Source organism: Micromonospora sp. DT227, assembly GCF_049841835.1.
Taxonomy (GTDB): Bacteria; Actinomycetota; Actinomycetes; order Mycobacteriales; family Micromonosporaceae; genus Micromonospora.
In genome coordinates, this window is the sequence record NZ_JBNCLA010000003.1 from 628,869 (window position 1) to 649,877 (window position 21,009).

At 68.6% G+C, this 21,009-nt stretch carries 14 protein-coding genes; 7 read left to right on the forward strand and 7 right to left on the reverse strand.

From position 1 onward, the window contains the following. Nucleotides 1-311: 311 nt before the first annotated feature. Together ACLQ2W_RS14975 and acs are read left to right on the forward strand one after the other, a co-directional pair. A complete protein-coding gene (locus ACLQ2W_RS14975) occupies nucleotides 312-1,130 on the forward strand; it encodes a methyltransferase domain-containing protein (protein ID WP_425786930.1) in 819 nt (272 codons plus the stop codon). Nucleotides 1,131-1,271: 141 nt separating this feature from the next. Beyond that, nucleotides 1,272-3,251, forward strand: coding sequence for an acetate--CoA ligase (gene acs / locus ACLQ2W_RS14980; protein WP_425786931.1), 1,980 nt, complete (start codon nucleotides 1,272-1,274; stop codon nucleotides 3,249-3,251). 236 nt (nucleotides 3,252-3,487) lie between these two features. Here acs and dpgD read toward each other — a convergent pair whose 3' ends face one another. Further along, nucleotides 3,488-4,279: an enoyl-CoA-hydratase DpgD gene (gene dpgD, locus ACLQ2W_RS14985; RefSeq protein WP_425786932.1), complete on the reverse strand. Its 792-nt coding sequence runs from the start codon at nucleotides 4,277-4,279 to the stop codon at nucleotides 3,488-3,490. After that, a complete protein-coding gene (locus ACLQ2W_RS14990) occupies nucleotides 4,276-5,667 on the reverse strand; it encodes an FAD-binding oxidoreductase (RefSeq protein ID WP_425786933.1) in 1,392 nt (463 codons plus the stop codon). Before ACLQ2W_RS14990 ends, dpgD begins: the two co-directional genes overlap by 4 nt. Before the next feature lie 560 nt (nucleotides 5,668-6,227). Between ACLQ2W_RS14990 and ACLQ2W_RS14995 the strand changes: the two genes are divergently transcribed. Next, nucleotides 6,228-7,838 (forward strand): condensation domain-containing protein, encoded by a 1,611-nt coding sequence (locus ACLQ2W_RS14995; protein ID WP_425786934.1) that lies wholly within the window; start codon nucleotides 6,228-6,230, stop codon nucleotides 7,836-7,838. 268 nt (nucleotides 7,839-8,106) lie between these two features. Here the strand turns inward: ACLQ2W_RS14995 and ACLQ2W_RS15000 are convergent, their stop codons facing one another. The 3 genes from ACLQ2W_RS15000 to ACLQ2W_RS15010 form a co-directional block, all read right to left on the reverse strand. Further along, nucleotides 8,107-9,096 (reverse strand): LLM class F420-dependent oxidoreductase, encoded by a 990-nt coding sequence (locus tag ACLQ2W_RS15000; RefSeq protein ID WP_425786936.1) that lies wholly within the window; start codon nucleotides 9,094-9,096, stop codon nucleotides 8,107-8,109. Between the two features lie 64 nt (nucleotides 9,097-9,160). Further along, nucleotides 9,161-10,711: a 4-hydroxyphenylacetate 3-hydroxylase family protein gene (locus tag ACLQ2W_RS15005; RefSeq protein WP_425786975.1), complete on the reverse strand. Its 1,551-nt coding sequence runs from the start codon at nucleotides 10,709-10,711 to the stop codon at nucleotides 9,161-9,163. 729 nt (nucleotides 10,712-11,440) lie between these two features. Continuing rightward, entirely contained in the window at nucleotides 11,441-12,733 is a 1,293-nt protein-coding gene (locus tag ACLQ2W_RS15010) for an MFS transporter (protein ID WP_425786937.1), read from the reverse strand. A gap of 584 nt (nucleotides 12,734-13,317) precedes the next feature. Here ACLQ2W_RS15010 and ACLQ2W_RS15015 point away from each other — a divergent pair. Beyond that, nucleotides 13,318-13,905 carry a dihydrofolate reductase family protein gene (locus tag ACLQ2W_RS15015; RefSeq protein WP_425786938.1) on the forward strand — a complete coding sequence of 196 codons (588 nt, stop codon included), beginning with the start codon at nucleotides 13,318-13,320 and terminating at the stop codon, nucleotides 13,903-13,905. Nucleotides 13,906-14,026: 121 nt separating this feature from the next. Here the strand turns inward: ACLQ2W_RS15015 and ACLQ2W_RS15020 are convergent, their stop codons facing one another. After that, entirely contained in the window at nucleotides 14,027-15,148 is a 1,122-nt protein-coding gene (locus ACLQ2W_RS15020) for an acyltransferase family protein (protein WP_425786939.1), read from the reverse strand. Nucleotides 15,149-15,432: 284 nt separating this feature from the next. Beyond that, nucleotides 15,433-16,596, reverse strand: coding sequence for an acyl-CoA dehydrogenase family protein (locus tag ACLQ2W_RS15025; RefSeq protein WP_425786976.1), 1,164 nt, complete (start codon nucleotides 16,594-16,596; stop codon nucleotides 15,433-15,435). Between the two features lie 356 nt (nucleotides 16,597-16,952). On the opposite strand from ACLQ2W_RS15025, the gene ACLQ2W_RS15030 reads away from it, so the two are divergent. From ACLQ2W_RS15030 to ACLQ2W_RS15040, 3 genes are read left to right on the forward strand one after another with little or no spacing between them, the layout of a single operon-like run. Further along, nucleotides 16,953-18,731: a non-ribosomal peptide synthetase gene (locus ACLQ2W_RS15030; protein WP_425786941.1), complete on the forward strand. Its 1,779-nt coding sequence runs from the start codon at nucleotides 16,953-16,955 to the stop codon at nucleotides 18,729-18,731. Then, a complete protein-coding gene (locus ACLQ2W_RS15035; protein ID WP_425786942.1) occupies nucleotides 18,718-20,088 on the forward strand; it encodes a condensation domain-containing protein in 1,371 nt (456 codons plus the stop codon). Before ACLQ2W_RS15030 ends, ACLQ2W_RS15035 begins: the two co-directional genes overlap by 14 nt. Nucleotides 20,089-20,138: 50 nt before the next feature. Further along, nucleotides 20,139-20,369, forward strand: coding sequence for an MbtH family protein (locus ACLQ2W_RS15040; protein ID WP_405090087.1), 231 nt, complete (start codon nucleotides 20,139-20,141; stop codon nucleotides 20,367-20,369). Nucleotides 20,370-21,009: the final 640 nt, after the last annotated feature.

Below are 21,009 nucleotides of genomic sequence, written 5' to 3' on the forward strand. Positions count from 1 at the left end.
GGCGCCGCTCGACAATTCCCGCACGGTCGGAGATGCCCGCCGGCGATGTTGCGGCTGGACTGAGATAGCACGTCGAAACCGTGAAAGGAGCTTCCACAATGACGACGTCGCTGGGGAGCCTCTCCACCCGGGCGCGACCGATCGCCGCACCACCCTGAGTCGACCGCGGGCAGACGGACGCCACAGTGGATGGTGCACGGCCCGCCCCTGACGCGCCGAGGTGCCGAGCGGGGGCACGTCGACATCTGAGCAACGGATCCACACCCATCCGGCCGCGCCGCGGCCTCGACCAACGAGGGAAGTCAGCATCGATGATTCTCGAGGACCAGTACTTTCTTGGCTACCGGAGCGCGGAGCACGATCGTCTGCGGGCGCAGGCGGAGGACTTCCGGTCCGAGGCGGCATGGTTGTTCGACCAGGTCGGTCCGCTCGACGGTAAGCACGTCGTGGAGCTCGGCGTGGGACCCCGTGGCTGCCTGGACGAGTTGGCCCGACGGGTGGGACCGAGCGGGTCCGTCGTCGGCGTCGAGCGCGACGCGGAGTCGGTCGAGCTCGCGCGCAAGTTCGTGGTGGACCGCACGCTGGACAACGTCGAGGTGCGGCACGGCGACGCGCGTGCGACGGGCCTCCCCGGCGACAGCTTCGACCTCGTCACCGAGCGACTGATCCTGCACAACGTGCCTCGGCCCGAGGAGATCGTCACCGAGGCGGTACGGCTGGCCCGCCCGGGCGGCTGGGTCGCGTTCCACGAGGGCGACCGGGTGGGGCAGGTGTGCGACCCGCCCGCCGAGTCGTGGACCCGGCTCATGGAGGTCTCCCAGCGGTACGCCGACCTCAACAAGATCAACCTGTTCGTGGGCAGGCGGATGCCCAACCTGCTCCGCCGCGCCGGCCTCGTCGACGTCCAGGTGCGGCCCGTCGTCTACATCGACCACGAGCCCGGACACGAGCGGCGGATGGTGCTCGCCGACTTCGCCGAGAACCTGCGGGACCGGCTCATCGCGAGTGAGCTCATCACCAGGGAAGAGTTCGACGAGCTGCACACGGCGTTGAGCAGTCACCTCGCCGATCCCGGCACCAGCGTGATCTCACACCTGTACGTGCAGGCCTGGGGGCGCAAGCCCGAGTGACCGCGTCCTGGTCCAGCGGAAGCCGGCCCGCGACGGCCCCGCTGGACCATCCCGGGCGTCCCCGCACGGTCGAAGATGACCACCGGCGATGTTGCGGCTGGACTGGGGTGGCGCGCCGACGCCGCGAGAGGAGCTGCCACCATGACCACGCCGCTGGAGAATCTCTCCACCGAGACGCGAACCTTCGCCCCACCACCTGACCTGGCCGCCCACGCCAACGTCACGGCGGACACCTACGACGACGCCGCCGCCGACCCGCCGGCGTTCTGGGCCCGGCAGGCGGAGCGGCTCACCTGGGCGCGGGAGTGGGAGCAGGTCCTCGACTGGAGCAATCCGCCGTTCGCCAAGTGGTTCGTCGGCGGTGCGCTCAACATCGCCTACAACTGCGTGGACCGCCACGTCGAGGCGGGCCGGGGCGACAAGGTCGCCATCCACTGGGTGGGCGAGCCCGGCGACACCCGCACGATCACCTACGCGGACCTGCTCAAGAGCGTCAGCCAGGCGGCGAACACGCTGACCGAACTCGGTGTGACGGCCGGCGACCGGGTGGCCATCTACCTGCCGATGATCCCGGAGGCCGTGGTCGCGATGCTGGCCTGCGCCCGCGTCGGCGCCCCCCACAGCGTCGTCTTCGGGGGCTACTCGGTGGACGCGCTGGCCACCCGGATCGAGGACGCGGGCGCGAAGGTCGTCATCACCGCGGACGGTGGTTACCGGCGCGGGGAGCCGTCGGCGCTCAAGCCCATCGTCGACGACGCCGTCGCCCGGTGCGCCAGCGTCGAGCACGTGCTCGTCGTCCGCCGGACCGGGGAGGACGTCACCTGGGGCGAGAAGGACCTGTGGTGGCACGAGACGGTCGAGCAGGCCGACGACAGGCACGAGCCGCAGGCGTTCGACTCCGAGCACCCGCTCTTCATCCTCTACACCTCGGGCACCACGGGTAAGCCGAAGGGCATCCTGCACACCAGCGGTGGTTACCTGACCCAGGTGTCGTACACCCACTGGGCCGTCTTCGACCTCAAGGCCGACACCGACGTGCACTGGTGCGCCGCCGACATCGGCTGGATCACCGGGCACTCGCACATGGTCTACGGTCCACTGTCGAACGGCGCCACCGAGGTCATGTACGAGGGCACCCCGGACACCCCGCACCCGGGCCGGTTCTGGGAGATCGTCGACAGGTACCGGGTCAGCGTCCTCTACACCGCGCCCACCCTGATCCGCACCATGATGAAGTGGGGCAGCGACATCCCGGCCAAGTACGACCTGTCGTCGCTGCGCATCCTCGGCAGCGTCGGCGAGCCGATCAACCCCGAGGCGTGGATGTGGTACCGCGAGCACATCGGGCACGACCGGACCCCCGTCGTGGACACCTGGTGGCAGACCGAGACCGGCGGGATGATGATCTCGCCGCTGCCCGGCGTGACCGCCACCAAGCCCGGCTCGGCGATGGGCCCGCTGCCGGGCATCTCCGCCGACGTGGTCAACGACGACGCCGAGTCGGTGCCGAACGGCGGGGGCGGCTTCCTGGTGCTCCGCAAGCCGTGGCCGGCGATGCTGCGGACCATCTGGGGCGACGACAAACGCTTCGTCGACACCTACTGGTCCCAGTTCGGCGCCGGCGCCAACGCCGGTGACGAATGGGTCTACTTCGCCGGTGACGGCGCGAAGCGCGACGAGGACGGCGCCTTGTGGCTGCTCGGCCGGGTCGACGACATCATGGTCATCTCCGGCCACAACATCTCCACCACCGAGGTCGAATCCGCACTGGTGTCGCACCCGGCGGTCGCCGAGGCGGCCGTGGTGGGCGCGGCCGATCCCACCACCGGCCAGGCCATCGCCGCCTTCGTCATCGCCCGCAGCACCGTGGAGACCGCCGGCGAGAGTGGTGACCAGCTCAAGGCCGACCTGCGCAACCATGTCGCCAAGACGCTCAGCCCGATCGCGAAACCCCGTTCGATCATCTTCGTGGGCGAGCTGCCCAAGACCCGCTCCGGCAAGATCATGCGACGCCTGCTGAAGGACGTCGCCGAGAATCGCACGCTGGGCGACGTCAGCACGCTGATGGACTCGACGGTCATGGACATGATCCGGGCGGGGTCCGGAACCGCCGAGGACTGAACCGGGACCCGTACGACGCGCCATCGGGGCGCTCCGCGCCACCGGCGCCGGCGTTATCGCCGGCGCCGGTGCGCCGCCTGGACCTCAGCCGGCCGGGAGCGCGGCGGAAGCCCGGAGGGCGCCGGCCGCGGCGGGAACCGGAACGATCTCCGTCCCGTCCAGGATCCTGGACGGGACGGAGATCGCGGACCGGGCGCCCCGGCCGTGGTGACCGGGCGGGCGTCAAGCCCGAACGCTCAGCGCCCCCGCCAGACCGGGTCCCGCCGCTCGGTGAAGGCGAGCGGGCCCTCGGTCGCGTCGGCACTGTGCATGCGCTGCTCCTCCCAGGCGTAGCGGGTGGCGAAGGCGTCGGCGAGGCTCCGGGTCGCGGCGGTGGCCGCGGCCTCCTTGATCGCACGCACCGACAGGGGGGCACAGCGCAGGATGTCCTCGACCCAGCTCGCCACGCTCGCGTCGAGTTCGGCGGCCGGCACCACCTCGTTGACCATTCCGAGCGCGTAGGCGCGGGCGGCGTCGAACCGGCGACCGGTGATCAGGTGCCCGACCGCGACCCGGTAGGGCACCTGCCGGGTCAGCCGGAAGACGCCGCCCGCCCCGGGGATCAGACCGAACCTGGCCTCGGTGAGCCCGAAGACGGACCGGTCCGAGGCGATGATGACGTCACAGGCCAGGGCCAGCTCGCAACCACCGCCGAGGGCGTACCCGTCGACCCGGGCGATCAGCGGTTTGGCGAGGCCGAACCGCTCGGTCAGCCGGGGCCAGCCCGGCTTGCCCCGGCTACCGAAGGTGGACGGGGTGGCCCGGCCCTGCTCGGTCAGGGCCACCAGTTCCTTGAGGTCCTGACCGACCGAGAAGGCGCGCTCACCCGCTCCGGTGAGCACGCCGACCCAGATGTCGTCATCGGCTTCGAAATCGTCCCAGATCTCGGCGAGTTCCTCATGCGTACGCAGGTCCATGGCGTTCAACACATGTGGCCGGTCCAGGGTGATGTAGGCGACCCGTTCCTCTTTCCGGTACCGAACGGTCACCTCGGCACGATCGACAGAGCGTGGTGGAACACGTTCCGCGGGTCGTACCGCTTCTTGATCTGCTGCAGACGCGGATAGTTGGACTTGTAGTAGAGCTCCGCCCACGACGTCCCGGACGTGTTCCAGGCCGGGTCGGCGAGATCGGCGTCGATGTAGTTGATGTAGCTGCCGCCATTGATCGCGTTCGGCACCGGCACGCCGCCCGTCTCCGAGAAGACGTCCCGGTAGAACTCGCGGATCCACTTGATGTTCTTCGCGTCGTCGGCGGGCGAGGTCCACCGGCCACCGGTGAAGTACACCCGCAGGACACAGTCGCGGTCCGCCGTCGCGGTCGCGTCCTTGGCCACCGCGTTGATTCTGCCGCCGTATCCGGACATGGTAAGCGCGGCGCCCGCGTTCGTGGGCTCCGGGTCGGTCAGCCGACGGTAGATGGTCGCGAGCTGGCTGTCCGAGAATCCCTTGCGCAGGTTGGCAGCCTTGTCCTTGGAACGCGAATCCGGCTCGCTCTGCCAGTTCCGGTCGTCCAGGTACGGCGCGAACTCGGTGGTGTCCGACGCGGGTTGCACGCCCACCCCGGACATGACCGCCTCGACGTGTGCGTCGACGAGGGCCTGGGCATTCGGCACCCCACTGTCGACACCCACGATGAAACCGACCGGCCCGGCCGACTTGTGGAAGGTGAAGAAGCCGCCCCACAGATTCGCGTTCGGCGAGTCCGGCGCGCTGTTCTGCTCGTACCAGTTGGTGTAGTTCCGGAAGAACTTCAGGAACGAGGTGCGGTCCAACTGGTCCCAGGACATCACGACCGCTCGCCTGATCATGGTCGCGGGCGCCCGGGGCAGCAGTTCGGCGGGATCGGTGGAGTCCGTGCCCGGACGTCGCATCCAGTAGCGCGTCACGACGCCGAAGTTCCCGCCCCCGCCACCGGTGTGCGCCCACCAGAGGTCCCGGTTGGGGTCACCCTCGTCACGCGTCGCGACGACGATCCGGGGCTTGCCCGACTTGTCGACGGTCACGACCTCCACGGCGTACAGGTAGTCGGCCGCGAGACCGTACCGGCGCGACAGGAAGCCGTAGCCGCCACCGGCGATGTGGCCGCCGACGCCCACGCCGGGGCAGATTCCGCCCGGAATGGTGACGGCCCACCCCTTGACGAGGGTGTCGTACACCTTGCCCAGCGTCGCGCCGCTCTCGATGGCGAACGCCCGCCGCTTGGGGTCGTAGTAGACATCCGACATCTGCGAGAGGTCGATCAGTTCCTGAATGTCAGGAGAAGAGGTGAGATTCTCGAAGGAATGGCCGCCGCTGCGAACCGCAAATCGCTTGTTCGCGGCGACCGCAGCGCCGACGACCTCGGCGACCTGCTTCGCGTTGTAGACCAGGTGCACATTCTGCGGGCTGCCCTCGAAACGCCTGTTCCACGGCGTGATGAGGCTCGGATAACGCGGGTCGCTGGTCCCGACCACCACTGCGTCGGGCGACGCGCACTGCGCACTCGTTGACGATCCTGCGTGGATAGCCGGCGGCGCCGCACTCGCGCTGGTCCCGTTCAGCCCAACGGTGATCCCCCCGGCAACCGCACCTGCTAGCAGCCCACGGCGACTTAAATCCGCCATCGTTAGTTCCCCCAATCGTCACAGTGACGGGGTACATGAGAACAGCGAGGTCACACAGGGGTCTACTTCAAAATTGCTCTATGTGGCGATTCAGGTAGCTCTTTTGGAGGTGTATCGCGAAGGGCCAGCCTGCGACAGTGACATGCACAAGTGGCTTCTGACGTGTGCCCCGACGCCCAATTAAGGCCGAATGCGAAGGAGTCGGGCGGCTGTGACATCGAGCATCAATGACCGGGTGACGCCCGACCAGCTGTCGCGCCCCGACACCCACCACCCGGCGCCGGCTTGACCACCAGTTCGTTGAACGCTAATCCACCCTCTAAGGAGCGGGCATGACGCAGCGAGAAGACCTGCGAAGCGACCCCAACGGGGCACTCTCAACGGACGAGCACCCGCGCGGCGAGACAGAGAGCACCATCGCGCGGATATTCGGCGAGATGCTCGGCATTTCCAGCCTGCCGCGCATGGCGTCCTTCTTCGATCTGGGCCTTGACTCCGTAGCGGTGACCGTCGCGTGCGCCCGGTTGGAACAGGCGACCGGGATCCGGGTCCGGTTCACCCAGCTCTTCCGGACCCCGACCGTCGCGCAGCTCGCGACGTGGATCGACGCCCACGACAGCGGGAACGACGCGCCCCGCACCTCGGTCGCGCCACCGGCCGAGCGCAACGCCGAACTCGTGGCGATCACCCCCATGCAGGCGCACACCGTTCCGATGGACATCGTGCCGCGGTTCGCCTGGTGGTTCGACGGCCAGGTCGACGACGTGGCGCTCGCCGCCGCCGCCACCGACGTGCACCGCCGTCACCAGGCCCTGCACGCCAAGTACCTCTACGAGCCGGATCTCGGCCTGGCCGAGGTGCCGGCCGATCCGGGCCAGGCGCGGTTCCAGCGGCTGCCGGAGCAGGACGACGACGGCGCGGCCGGCGACGCGCTCTGGGAGGCGCTGGAACACCCGCTGCACATCGACCAGGGTGAGGTCTGGCGGTGCGTGATCGTGCACAGCCGGCAGAGCAGTCGCACCCTGTTCGGGGTGGCCGCACACCACGCCGCGTTCGACGGCCGTTCGCTGGAGATCATGACGGCGGAGCTGTCGGCGGCCTACTCCGCCCGCGCGGCCGGGAGGGCGCCGCAGTGGTCCGGCAGAACCGCGACGCTCGCCGAGATGGCCGCGGACTACCGTCACCAGCTCAGGACGCAGGACGCCGAGGCGCAGCGCCGGTACTGGCTCAACGAACTCCGCGACCTCCCGCCCTGTCGCCTTCCCGGGCGCAAGGACGGGCCGACGGAGCCGAGCGGACCCGCGGCCGACTTCTCCTTCACCGTGTCGAAGACGCGGCTGCGGGCCTGGGACGACTACGCCAGCGCCAACGGCATGCCGCCGTCGGTGGGGATGGTGGCGGTGTACGTCCAGTCCCTCATCCGGGCGGGCGCCCCGCACGACCTCGGCCTGATGGTGTCGATCGGGAACAAGGCCGGCGCGATGATCGACGCGACGATCACCACCCGGGTCGGCAACATCCTGCTGCGGCCGAACGGGCCGTTCCGGTCGGGCCCGCACCTCCTCGCCCGCATCCGTGACTCGTACCTGCAGGGCATGGCCGCGCGCGACGTCCTGCTGGACATGAAGCAGATGGCCAGCATCCTGGGCGCGTTCGGCGGACTGGAGGCCATGTTCATCGGCAAGCCGGCCGTGGTCTACAACTCCGTGCCGACGCTCAGCCTCGGCGAGGTCCCCGGCGTGATGGACTCCCGGAACGACGACTGGACGGCGTCCGTGCACGACTTCGTGCTCGAGGTCCTACCCGTCCCCGACGGCCTGGAGATGCACCTGGTGGTGCGGACCGACCTCTACGAGGGCAGCCTCGCCAACGAACTCGGCAAGCACTTCGCCGACATCATCGACAACGGGCCGAAGCAGCTCGAGGCGGAGACCGCGGGCTGACCGACGTCCCGAGGTCGGGCGCCACGTGCCGGTGGCCGCTCGACGACGAGGTCTCCGGTGGCGGGGTTCATCGACGAAGATGAACCCCGCCACCGGAGACCTCGTGGCATGCACGGGGATGGTGAGCGGCACGACCTGGTGCACGGCCCTCGGGGTGTGACCGGCCGGGCCGTCCCCGCCCGGGCCCGCGTCCCCCGAACCTGACGGTGCCGCCGGCGGACCCCGAAGGGCTCCGCCGGCGGCCGGTCACCTGCCGTGGGGACGACGCCTAACCGATCAACTCCGGTATCACCTTGCCGGCGAACAGGTCCATGCTCGTCCGGTCGTAGGCGGCGTCCGCGAAGTAGGCGATCACGTAGCCGACCCCGGCGTCGGCCGCCTTGCGCAACCGCTCGACGATCTGCTCGGGCGTCCCGACCAGGCCACGACGGAACTCGCCGAGCCAGGATTCGAGCGCCTCGGGCGGCATCAGCGGCTCGTAGTGGGACCTCCTCCGCGCCATGCTGTCGGCGACGTCCTTCTCGGTCTCGCCGATGGTCACGAGGTAGTAGGCCGAGCGGGTGATCGCGTCGAAGTCGGTGCCAACGTCCTTGCAGTGCTGGGCCAGGACCCGGGACTTGTGCGCGAACTCGTCCAGGCTCAACGGCCCGAAGTTCGTGTACTGCGCGTACTTCGCCGCGGTCCGCAGCGTCTTCTTCTCGCCGGAGCCGCCGATCAACAACGGGATCCCACCGGCCTGTAGCGGAAGCGGATTGCTGACCGCACCATCGAGCTGGTAGTGGCGTCCCGCGAGCGTGGCCGTGCCGGTCGTCCACAATTGCCGCATGATCTGCGCGCCCTCGTCGAGCATGCCGAGCCGATCGGCGACGCTGGGGAAACCGTAGCCGTAGCCACGCCATTCGTCCTCGAACCAGCCCGCGCCGAGGCCGACGTCCAACCGGCCGCCGCTCATCACGTCGACGCAGGCCGCCATCTTGGCCAGGTACGCCGGATTCCGGAAACCTATGCACGTGCACAACTGCCCGAGCCGCACCCGGGAGGTGCAGACCGCGAACGCGGCCATCATCGACCACGCTTCGAACGCCGACTCGTTGCTCGGCGCCGTAATGGTGAGAAAGTGGTCGCTGACCCAGATCGAATCGTACGGCCCGGCGTCGGCGGCCTGGGCGATGTCACGAATCGTGGACCACTGCTCGGCCACCGGTATGTTGACGAGGTCGAGACTGTAGCCCTGCGGCAAGTGCACACCAAATCGCATGTTCAGACCCTTTCTATCGACATACCCGGATGCTTTCCCCGCGCGCCGGGTGCCACGGCCGCCCTCACCCGTTGAGCGTCCGGTCCCGCACCTCGTGGAGATCGTCGAACGACGACAGATCGGGCACCGTCCAACCGTCCAGGTCGTACTCGGAGAGGCACTCCTGCGCGAAGGCCTTGTAGTCGTCGATCTCACCGCTCGCGAGTTGCGCCGAGAGCATCTCGACCCGGGTGTTCTCGTGATTGCCCGCGTAGTTGCGCTCGTAGAGTTCGTGCCGCCCGCCGAACTCGGTGCCGACGGCGTCCCACAACAGCTTCATGACCTTCATGCGCTCGACCGCGTCGCTGCCGTCGGAGCCGCGGAGATACTGGTCCAGGTACGGCCGGATCTCCGGGTTCTTGAAGTCCTCGGCGCTGGAGTTGATGTAGATCAACCCGCTGGCGACGTCCTGCTGAATGATCTCCTTGATCCTCGGGTAGCCGATCTGCATGAACCACCGGTATGCCATCCCGTACCGCGGGTTGGGCAGGACCGCACCGTTGTGCCAGGGCACCGGGTTGCGGGCCGCCGCGTCCGAGAACGCCCAGAACAGGTTGCGCCAGGCCAGCACCTCACCGATCCGGGTCTGCACGCCACGGAAGTCCTTGGCGCCGGTGAGTTCCACCGCCCGCGCGAGCAGGCCGGCGATGAACTCGAGCTTCACCGCCAGGCGGGTGCAGCCCTGGAACGTGAACCGCTCGGAGAAGCCCGACCGGCTGGGGAACAGTTGGACCTTTCCCAGATGGCCGTAGATGAACACGTTCTCCCACGGGATGAGCACCTTGTCCATCACGAGAATGGTGTCGTTCTCGTCCAGCCGGGAGGAGAGCGGGTAGTCGAACGGGCTGCCCATCAGTGCCGCGCTGGCCGTGTAGGACGGACGACAGATCAGCTTCAGCCCGGGCGCCCCCATCGGAACGGTCGCCACGAGCGCGAACTTCTTGTCCTTGATCGGCAGGCCGTAGTGCGCGATGAAGTTGTAGTGCGTCAGCGCCGAGCCGGTGGCGACCACCTTGGCACCGCTCACGACGAGCCCGGCGTCGGTCTCCTTCTCCACGTGCACGAAGACGTCACCGACCTCGTCCGGGGAGCGGTTCCGGTCGACCGGCGGATGCGCGATCGCGTGGTTCCAGTAGAGGACCTTCTCCTGGGACTCCGCGTACCACCGCCGCGCGTTCTCGTCGAACGGTTTGTAGAAGTCGGCGTTCGCACCGAGCGTGCCCAGGAAGGCCGCCTTGTAGTCGGGGCTGCGCCCCATCCAGCCGTAGCTCATCCGGGCCCAGGCGGCGATGGCCTGCTGGTGCTCGACCAGGTCCTCCGCCGAGCGGGGTGTGGTGAAGAACTTGTGGGTGAAGCCGTCGCTGCCCGTGTCGGTGGGCGAGGTGAGCACGTCACGCTTGCGCGGGTCGTGCAACGCGTCGTAGAGCCGCGCGGTCATCCGTACCGGGTTGTAGAACGCAGGATGACTGGTCATGTCCTTGACGCGCTCACCGTAAAGATACAGACAGCGGTCGTCACGCAGCGATTCGATGTATTCGGCGCCGGTCATCGGCCGCGTTTTCCGCGGTTCATGCATCTTCTCTTGATCCGCCATTTCGTTCCTCCGAACAGGCGATCGACGACTGAGCATCAGGGCGTGAGGAAACTGCATGCTGGGCGGCGTTTTACGCTCGAACGGACGCTCCTCGGATCGGCAGGCGAGACGGCAGGACCCAGCTCTCTCTCGCACCGAGGAGCCGGCCGCACGGTCAGACGTCGGAAATGACGGCCACACCGCCGATTCTTCGCGAACTTTCGGGTAAGCGCATCTTCTGTGTTGCAGAGTGCTCCCCCGAGGCGCCGGCCACCGGAAATCCGTGTCGGCAGCGGAGAAGTAATTTACGCCACCCGTCGCCGGGTATGCTGCGCTGATTCGAGTCGGGAACGCCCGGCCGAGGGATCGCCCCCGCAAACCTCGTCCACCATGGTGATGCCCCGGAGCGCAGCCCCGCACACTCGGCTGCCGTCATCGCGCACAGGACAACGCGTGGCCGCCCGGCTTGCCGGCCCGGTGTGCTCGGGGGTGTCCACCACGCTGCACCGGCGCCGCGGCGACCCGCGCCGGTCAGCGAAGCCGGGCCCTCACCCTGACGGTGTCAGGGCCTGCGCGGTTGGTTCGGGTCAGCCGCCACCTCGGCGATCGGCTGGTCTGTCTCGCGGACGACCCGGGAGTCCCGTGCGGGACTCCCGGGTCGCACCGTCATCTCTTCTCCAGGGACCGTCATCAGGTCGCCGGAGCGTCCACTTCTGGCCGGATCAGATCACCTCAGTCGGCTACGGCCGGCGCGACCTCCGGAGCAGCCGGCGCGGCCTTCTCCTCCGACGGCTTCTCCGCCGACTCGGGTCGGGTCCGCTCGCCCCACCGCGCCACGGCGGGCGCCAACAGGCCCACCAGGGCGAAGAACACGCCGATGCCGACCAGACCCGGCCGGCCGAGGGTCAGGATGAAGCTGAGGAACAGCAACGGGGCGAACGCCTCGCCGATGCCGGAGCCGATCCCGAGGAAGCCCATGTACTGCCCCTGTGCGTGCGCCGGCGGCAGGCCGAAGTTCAGGGCGAAGGAGCCCGCCATGTACCACAGCTCGCCGTAGGTGTGCACGAGGACGGCCGCGATCAGCAGGAGCACCGCGGCCCAGCCGGGAAGCCCGCTCGCGAAGCCCATCCCGGCGCAGCTGAACAGGAGGAGCGCTCCGGCGCGCCGGATCGCGACGCCACCCTGCCGGACCGTCTTCACCTTGTTGCCGACGCGGACCATGAACAAGACGATCAACGTGTTGTTGATGATGTAGAAGACCGCAACCGTCCAGGTCGGGGCGTTGGTGGCATCGACCACCCACAACGGCAGCAGCATATTGATCATGAAGAGCTGGAGGTTCATGGCGCCGGCGATCGCCGTCCACGCGACGAAGGGCCGGTCGGACAGCACACCCCAGCGGGACGCGGTTTCCGGCTTCGGCAACGGCTCGTAGTCCGGCAGCTTCATGAAGACCAGCAAGGCGCCCAGGAAGCTGAGCGCGTCGAGGGCGATCATCAGGTGGTACGCGGTCGGCGTACCGATCTGGATCACGACGGCACACCCGGCGGTGCCCAGGCCCATGGCGACGAACTGGATCGCGTGCACCTGGGCGCGGAAGCCGACCGCCTCGTCGCCGGCCACCCGACGCAGCAGCGATTCGGACGCCGCCACGGACGCCTTCATCGCCAGCATGTCGAGGGTGGCGGCGATGACAAGTTGGGTGAAATTGTCGATGAAGATGAATGTGGTGGCCGTCAGGGCCTGGATCACCAGCATGACCTTGACGGTCTTCACCGGACTCCACCGGTCGGCCAGGTTACCGACCGGGACACCGCTGACCAGGCTGATGGCGACGCCGATGGTGAGAGCGAGACCCACCTGCGAGGCGGGCAGCCCCACGATTCGGGTGAAATACAGGCTCATACTGACGACCAGCAGCCCGAACCCGAACATGTTGATAAAGGTGCCCAGCGCGTAAACCCGCTTCGGCCCATCCTCGGGAACAAGGGAGCGAAGCTCCTTGATCGGGTTAAACCTCGGCATGCAGTACCACCATCTCTCGCCGTCCGCCAGCGGATGCTACCTATTGGAACCAGACCTTACTACCTTTTAGGCACGGAACCTCCAGCACAACTTCCAGATTGCTCTCCCCAACAGACGAAACGCTCTCCGGTTTGCCTCTCGTCTATTGCGCGGCGGCCTCCCCGAGCAAGCCGCTGACCTGGAAGAAGACAAAGAAGAGTGGCGGGATTCCCACCCATCCGACGTATCTCCCCTTTGGCGCGAGCCCGACTCGACCCCATCGCGACCGCCCGGCGCGGCGGCGAGTCGGGCGCGCCACTCACCACTGCGCGAGTCAGGTCGGGTTGACACACCGCCCGAAATCCGACAAAGAACCTAAGCTTCTGCATACACTCATCCCGCCCAAGTAGTAAATATGGGAGGGCAACTCCGGCACGTCCACCGCGCCTCATCAATGGGGCCGGCGGAGGGGCGCGACCGGAGATCCCGAGTGGACCCCCGAGCGTCGGCGCACCCCTCACGAGGGTTCGCGCCAGACGTACACCAGGTGGACGCCGCGCCGACGGAGGTCCGGGTGGTGGCAACCGATCATCGAGAGGTGGAGCATGGCAAAGCTGATCTACGTGACGAACGTGTCGCTCGACGGCTACATCGAGGACGAACGCGGCGACTTCAACCTGTTTCCGGTCGATGACGAGGTGTTCGTGTGCTACACCGACATCGTGCGGTCGGCGGGCACGTTCCTCTACGGACGGCGGCAGTACGAGGCGATGGCCGTCTGGGAGACCAATGACGCGCTGGCCGCGCAGTCCGACCTCACCGCCGATTTCGCCAACGCCTGGCAGGCGGCGAGCAAGGTCGTCTACTCCGGGAGCCTCTCCTCGGCGTCAACCGCCGACACCACTGTCGAACGTCGTTTCGACCCCGGCGCGGTCAAGGAGATGAAGGCCACGGCCAACAGCGACCTCACCATCGGAGGCGCCAATCTCGCGACGCAGGCCTTCAAGGCCGGGCTGGTCGACGAGTGCCAACTGTTCGTGCTGCCCGTCGCCGTCGGTGGGGGCAAGCCGGGACTGCCGACCGGGATGCGTACCGACCTCGATCTCGTCGACGAGCGCCGGTTCCGCAACGGCGTCGTGCACCTCCGCTACCGCCCTCGCGAGCAGGGAGCGACAGCCCGATCCGCACAGTGACCCACCGGCGTGGCCACACAGTCGTACGGTCGGGGTCGACGCGGACGCCCTCAGCGTCACCCTCGTCGACCCCGACCGCCCCGCCGGCCCGCTCCACGACCCGGCGGCGACAGACAGGCGATCAGTGGACCGCGGCCGGAGCCTCCGTTGGTCGGGTTCGTCCCGGCCGGCCCCACCGCCGCATCACCGGACGCTCCACCAGGGAGTACAGGAGCCAAGCGACGAGCACACAGGCCAGATAGGAGCCGATGAGGAACGCTATCGCGGGCAACGTGTCGAACGGTCGCGAGGTGAACATCCCGCCCAGGCCCCACTGGTGGTTGAACGCGGCCTGCAGTGAGAAGAACACCGTGATGTGGACGAGGTAGAAGGCGTACGAGATCTCGCCCAGGAAGACCATGACGCGGGTGTTGAACAGCGTCCGGCGCCCGGCGAGGTCCGCCGCGGCCGTGCCGGTGATCGCCAGGGCGAGCGGGATGAGGAACGCCGTCTGGTACCCGCCCTCGAACAGCTTGAGCGGCAGGGTCGCCACGTACGCCGCCGCCACCACCGCCGCGATGATCGACGGCCGGATGTTCGGCCAGCGGCCCGTGATCAGGATCCTGGCCATGACCATCCCGACCACGAACTCGAACATCCGGGTGACCGGGAAGTAGTAGATGAACCACAGCTGGGGCCAGGAGAGCGAGGCGGAGATGGGGGTCGGCGGGCTGTCGGGCAGGAGCAGCCGCGAGACCACCGGCATGAGCAGGGCGGCCACGGCGGCCAGCCCGGCGTACAGCCACAGCCGGCTGGGCCGGATCCGGTTGATCAGGATCAGCAGGAGCGGGAAGCACAGGTAGAACAGCAGTTCCACCGACAACGTCCAGGTCGGCGGGTTCACCGCGAGGAGCTGGTAGTCGAAGCTCGGCACCCACGCCTGCATGAGCGGGAGGTTGGCCAGCGCCTCGGGCCACAGGATGGTGCGCCCGGCCACGAACATCAGGACCAGCAGAATGGCGTAGACCACGAGGTGGTTCGGGAAGATCTTGAAAAATCGGCGTCGGTAGTAGTTCTTCAGGCCGTCGCGCGGCTTGCCCGACCAGGTGAGGATGAAGCCGCTCAGCACGAAGAAGAACATGACGCTCAGCGGGCCCAGGTTGCGGGAGAACTCGTTGTAGGCGTTCTGCACGCCCTGGTCGGAGAAGAGCGGCTGGAACATCGCGTGGTGGATGAACACCAGGGTCGCGGCCACGGTCCGCATCGCCGTCAGGGAGGGGAGTCTGATGCCCGGAGGTGTCGGGGAATCCGTTGCCCCGTCCACCCTTTCTTGCACTGTCATCGGCGGCTGTCCTTTCGCTCCGGCCGAGGATCCCACGCGTCCGCCGCGACCACGTCTTCGTAAATGCGTTCATGTCGGCGCGCGGGCGAGGCCGGGGCGGCGGGCCGACGATCGTGACGTGGATCGATGCCGGTCATCCGATCGGCGCGGCACTCGCCGACCCGCGACTCGCGCCCGGATGACCGGCCTGTCGTCCCTCGGCGACGTCAGCGCATCCGTACCCGGGTGAGTTCCCGCACGGCCACCGTCGGCAGCAGGACGGAAATGCCCCCGTGGCTGTGCAACATGGACATGTCGCGCCAGACGCGCTCAAGCCGCTCGCCGTGCCGGACCGAACTCGCGCCGGCGGTCGGCATCAGGTAGTTCGCCACCGCGTCCCAACAGAGCTGGATCACGTGTCGGCAGATCGCCGAGATCCGCAGGTCCTCCTGCCGGGTGACCGCCGCGGGGCCACGGACACAGTTGTCGTGCCACTGCTGAACTCCGTTCAGCAACGCGGCCTCGGCGGTACCGATCATGCCGACGGCGTCGCCGTACCAGAACTGGTAGTCGGGATCGTGGTGCCGGGCCACGATCGGCGGGACCAGGGTCGTCCGCTCCCGTAGCAGGATCTCGTAGATGTCGAGCGCTCCCCGGGCGATGCCCACGGCCAGGGCCGCGTTGCCCAGATTCGTGAAGGAGAGCGGCCCGCCGCCGTACTCCGGGTTCCCGTGCAGGTCCCGGCCCGGCGTGCCACCCGAGACGTCGGCCTCCATGACCTGCACGCCGGGCAGGGCGAGGTGCTCCGGAACGTAGGCGTTCTCCATGGTGATGCTGTGTGACCCACTGCCGCGCAGGCCCAACTGCCGGCCCCAGTCGTCCAACCGCGTCCACTGACTGCGTGGCGCGAGGAAGAACAGGGGTTTCGGCGACGCCCCGTTCACACCGGCGATCAGGGCGTGTCCGAGGAAATGCGTCGCGTAGGGCGACCCGGAGCAGTAGGACCACTTGCCGCTGATCGTCCAGCCGCCGTCCGCGGAGCGTTCGGCGGACCCGCTGGGAACGGCGGTGCCGGGGCAGATGAAGTCGCCGACGCCGAACACCTCCGACTGCGCCCGCTCACCGAACATGGTGGCGACAACCTGCGTGTGCATGGCCCCGAGGGTGAACATCCAGCCGGTCGACGGACAGCCGCGCAGCAGGGTCGTGGAGACGCGCACAAAAGTGTCGAGGCCGAATTCGTAGCCGCCGTAACGCCGGGGCTGAAGAATTCGGTAGAAGCCGTTCCGGGCGAATTTCTCGTGGATGTCCTCGGCGTAGAAGCTGCGTTCCTCGACCTCTGCCTGGCGGTCGACGAGCTCGGGGATCATCGCCTCGGCCCGCGCCACCATCTGCGCCGGGGTGAGGTCCGGCTCGACCGGGGCAGGAAGGTCGTGTTCGGCGGTGCTGCTATTTCGTGTCACGGTGCACGATCCTTTCGGCTGCTGACGGTTCTCCCGGTCAGACGCAGCGTGTCGGAGTCCAGTCCGCAGACGATCCTTATCGCCGAGATAGGGCTGATGCCACTTCGACGGCCTCGTCGAGTGTCCCAACTCCGTCGGTCTGCCACATCTTTACGATTGCTGATCGACATCGATGCGCGTCGACGGCCCGTAGCGCAGTCCTGAAGGCGAAATCGATCAGCGCCGGCGGTACGTTCCCTCTTGTCAGGTCGGGTCTGCGAACGAGTGGACGGAGATGAGGCGGCATGGGTTCCAGGTCCATCCAGGAGCAGTTCGCCAGGCAGGTGGCCCGGACACCCGACGCGCCGGCGCTGACCGGAGGAAGCGTACGGCTGACCTATCGCCAGCTCGACGAGCGCGCCAACCAGTTGGCGCATCGGCTGATCAGCCTCGGCGTGCGGCCCGGCGAGCCGGTCGGGGTGCTGATCACGCGCTCGCCCGAGCTGATCGTGGCGACCCTGGGCGTGCTCAAGGCCGGCGCGGTCTACCTGCCGTTGCACCACGCCCATCCGCTGGAGGCCAAGCAGCGGGTCATGGACAACGCCGGCCGGCCGGTGCTGCTGGCCGACGAGGAGACCCGCCGCGCGGGCCTGCCGGTCGGCAGGCGGACCGTGCTCGTCGACCCGGCCGCCGCGCGGCAGGACCAGCCGGTCGCCGCTCCGGACATCGACGTACGGCCCGACGACGTCGCGTGCGTCATCCACACCTCCGGGTCGGAGGGGCTGCCGCGGGGCGTCTGCGTGACCCACCGGGGCGTGCTGAGCGTCGCCCTGGACTCGTGCTGGGACAACAGTCCCCAGGACCGGGTGCTCATGGTGGCGCCGTACGCGGCGGCGGTGTCGACGTACGAGATGTGGGTTCCCCTGCTGCGCGGCGGTCACCTGGTCCTGGCCCCGCACGGTCGCCTGGACCTCGGCACGCTCCGGCGGCTGATCCGGGACCACGAGATCACCTCCGTCCAGCTCACCAGCGGCCTGTTCCGGGTGGTCGCCGACCAGGCGCCGGACTGTCTCGCCACCGTCGGTGAGGTCTCGACCGGTGGTGACGTCATCTCGCCGGGCGCCGTCGAGCGGGTGCTGAAGGCGTGCCCCGGCATCACGGTGCGACCCACCTACGGGGCGACCGAGGTCACGCTGTTCGCCACCACCACCACGGTGACCGCGCCGTTCGTTCCCGCGACGCGGGTGCCGGTCGGCCGTTCGCTGGACAACGGCGAGCTGTACGTGCTCGACGAGCGGCTCCGGCCGGTCGGCCCCGGCCAGGTCGGGGAACTGTACGTCACGAGTGAGCGCCTGGCGCGCGGCTACCTCGGCCGACCGGGCCTGACCGCGGAGCGCTTCGTGGCGAACCGGTTCAGCGGCGCGGGGACGCGCATGTACCGGACCGGCGACCTGGTCCGCTGGGCCACCGACGACATGATCGAGTTCGTCGGCCGGGCGAACGACCAGGTGAAGATCCGCGGATTCCGGGTCGGTACCGCCGAGGTCGAGGCAGCGCTCACCGCCTACCCGGAGATCTCCGAGGCGATCGTCGTGGCCCGGCCGACCGACGACGGCGACCACCGCCTCGTCGGGTACGTCGTCGGCGAGACCGATGCGGTGGACCTCGCGGCGCTCCGCAGGCACGCGGAGAAGGTGCTGCCCGACTACTCGATCCCCGCCGCGTTCGTGGTGCTCGACTCGCTCCCGCTCACGCCGAACGGCAAGGTGGACCGTCGGGCGCTGCCCGAACCGGTCCTCGCCGGTTCGTCGACCCACACGTCCCCCGGCACCCCGCAGCAGGAGATCCTGTGCGCCGCCTTCGCCAGCGCCCTGGGCGTCGCGGAGGTGGGACTCGACGACAGCTTCTTCGAACTCGGCGGGCAGTCGCTGAGCGGGATCCGGCTGGTGCAGACGGTCAACGAGGCACTCGGTGTGGAGCTCACTCTTGACGACCTGTTCGAGCTGCCCACCGTCACCGAGCTGGACCAGTACCTCCTGGAACAAGCGGAACCAGTTGATAGGAGCCGGGATGAGCCCCACTAGGACCACAGGCGTCGACGCGCCGGAGACGATCCCGCTGTCGCTGAATCACCAGTTCGTCGACGTGTTCGACCACGGTGACGACGACGGCCCGTTCGGTCCCCGGTACCACGTGGTGGACGCGTGGCGCGTGACGGGCGGGCCGATCGACGTCGCCGCGCTGCGCGACGCGCTGCAGGACGTCGTCACGCGGCACGAGGCGCTCCGGACGCGGATCGTCGGTACGACGGGGAATCGGCACCAGGAGATCTCACCGCCCGGTCCGGTGCGCGTGGAGATCCGCGACCTCCCGGAGACGCCGGAGGCGGCGCGCGCGGCGCGCGCCGACGAGCTGCGGCAGGAGGTCGAGGACGAGACGATCGGCGTGGACGAGACGCCCGCCCTGCGGGTGGTGCTGGGCAGGTTCGACGACCAGGACACGGTCCTGGTCGTGATGATCCACCACATCGTCTCGGACGGCATGTCCATGGAGGTGGTCATTCGCGACCTGGTCAACCGGTACGTCGCCCGGACGGGTCAGACCGTCCCGGACCTGCCGGCGGCACCGCAGTTCCGCGAGTTCGCCGACTGGCAGCGGAGCGGGGCCGGTGCGGGCACGGAGGCGAAGCGCGAATACTGGCGTCGCAAGCTGGACGGCGGGCTGTTCACGGCGCTCCCCACGGACATCCCGCGATCCGCGAACCTGCCCGAGTCGACCGCGGCGCACTGGTTCCGGATCCCGGACGACGTGTTCGCGAACATCGACCGGCTGGCCCGAGCCCACCGCGCCACGCGGTTCATGGTCCTGGTCGCGATGTACAAGCTGCTCGTGCACCGGCGGACCGGCGCCACGGACGTCGTCATCGCGACGTTCACGCCGGGGCGTGGCGGGCAGCTGTTCGAGAACACCGTGGGCCCGCTCTTCAACTTCCTGCCGCTTCGCACCGACCTTGCCGGCTGCGCGTCGTTCGGGGACCTGCTCAAGCGGACCCGGACCACCTGCCTCGAAGCGTTCTCGCACGAGATGCCGACACTGGAGATCTTCGGACAGGCCCCGGAGCTGATGCGGACGGCCGCCTCCGACGACCACGCGGCGGCGGTGTTCCAGGCGGTGCCCGATCAGCGGCAGTACATCGAGGTGCCGGGAGAGGTGAAGTTCGGCCGGATCCCGCGGGCGACGGGACTGCAGCCGCGGAAGTCCGCCGTGCCGGACGGGGCACTGTGGACGCTGACCAGGGAACCGTCGGGTGACGCCTCGGTGTGCCTCTCCTTCAAGCGCAACCTGTTCCGTGAGGAGACGATCGCCTCGATGGCCGCGGACTTCGCGGAGATCGCCCGGACCTACAGTGCCTCGCCGGACGCGCCGCTGGGGCTGGCCTGACAAGGCGTTTTCCACCACCGCCGTTCCATCAGTCACCCGGAAGGACTGTCATGACGAACCCCTTCGAGAACGAGGACGCCACCTACCTGGTGCTGGTCAACGAGGAGAACCAGCACTCGCTGTGGCCGGCGGACGTCGACGTGCCCGAGGGCTGGCGAACCGTGGTCGAGGCCAGCTCCCGTCAGGAGTGCCTGGCGTACGTGGAGGAGAACTGGACGGACATGCGCCCGGCCAGCCTCGTCGCGGCCACCGAGGCGGCCGGCTCGGCATCGGGGCGGTAAGGCGCCCGCTCCGTCTCCACCGGCGGACATCTGACCGCCTCGCCACCCCGCCCGCCTCGCCCGTCGGCATCGGGCTCGGCCACCGCGCCGAGCCCGATGCCGACGTCGGCGACGTCCCGCCCGGCCTTCTGCGCGCTCCGGGAGCCCTCCCCACCGGCGGGCCGAGCCCCGGGAGCGACCGCCCGGGCCACGTCGGCCACGCCCGGAAACCCGCCTGGTCCGCCACCGGTTTTTTCGCTGCGGTTATCGCGCATCGGCGCACGTCAGCGACGTATAGCCGGGCCGGAAACCTGGGCGCTATCGAAATATTCGGCGGAACGTTCCGTTCGGACGCCCGGTTCGTCGCGGCTGTCCGGCATTGCCCTGCCGTTTCTCCACCCCCCTCCGCGAACAGCGGGAATGCGGCGCCAATGAGCTGCGCCCACCCGGCGGACCGGAGCATGCCACCGGGGTCCCACGTCATCGCGTTTTGTCGGACCTGTCTGGACAGCGCAAACGCAACGATTCGCACGGTCTTCTGTTTCGGGCCTTGAATCAGAGATCCCCGTCGTGCATGATCACCGCGAATGTGCGACGCGCCCGTCCCGGCGGACAGTCGGGCTAATTCCGCATGCGTGAGGAAGGCTCAGCAGTGTGTGGT

What these genes read in the sequence shown, in the direction of transcription:
- ACLQ2W_RS14995 (WP_425786934.1), top strand. Translation starts at nt 6,228, where the DNA reads ATGACGCAGCGAGAAGACCTGCGAAGCGACCCCAACGGGGCACTCTCA.
- ACLQ2W_RS15030 (WP_425786941.1), top strand. Translation starts at nt 16,953, where the DNA reads ATGGGTTCCAGGTCCATCCAGGAGCAGTTCGCCAGGCAGGTGGCCCGG.
- ACLQ2W_RS15015 (WP_425786938.1), top strand. Translation starts at nt 13,318, where the DNA reads ATGGCAAAGCTGATCTACGTGACGAACGTGTCGCTCGACGGCTACATC.
- ACLQ2W_RS15000 (WP_425786936.1), bottom strand. Translation starts at nt 9,096, where the DNA reads ATGCGATTTGGTGTGCACTTGCCGCAGGGCTACAGTCTCGACCTCGTC.
- ACLQ2W_RS15035 (WP_425786942.1), top strand. Translation starts at nt 18,718, where the DNA reads ATGAGCCCCACTAGGACCACAGGCGTCGACGCGCCGGAGACGATCCCG.
- ACLQ2W_RS15005 (WP_425786975.1), bottom strand. Translation starts at nt 10,711, where the DNA reads ATGCATGAACCGCGGAAAACGCGGCCGATGACCGGCGCCGAATACATC.
- ACLQ2W_RS15025 (WP_425786976.1), bottom strand. Translation starts at nt 16,596, where the DNA reads ATGGTGGCGCGGGCCGAGGCGATGATCCCCGAGCTCGTCGACCGCCAG.
- ACLQ2W_RS15020 (WP_425786939.1), bottom strand. Translation starts at nt 15,148, where the DNA reads ATGCGGACCGTGGCCGCGACCCTGGTGTTCATCCACCACGCGATGTTC.
- acs (WP_425786931.1), top strand. Translation starts at nt 1,272, where the DNA reads ATGACCACGCCGCTGGAGAATCTCTCCACCGAGACGCGAACCTTCGCC.
- ACLQ2W_RS14975 (WP_425786930.1), top strand. Translation starts at nt 312, where the DNA reads ATGATTCTCGAGGACCAGTACTTTCTTGGCTACCGGAGCGCGGAGCAC.
- ACLQ2W_RS15040 (WP_405090087.1), top strand. Translation starts at nt 20,139, where the DNA reads ATGACGAACCCCTTCGAGAACGAGGACGCCACCTACCTGGTGCTGGTC.
- ACLQ2W_RS15010 (WP_425786937.1), bottom strand. Translation starts at nt 12,733, where the DNA reads ATGCCGAGGTTTAACCCGATCAAGGAGCTTCGCTCCCTTGTTCCCGAG.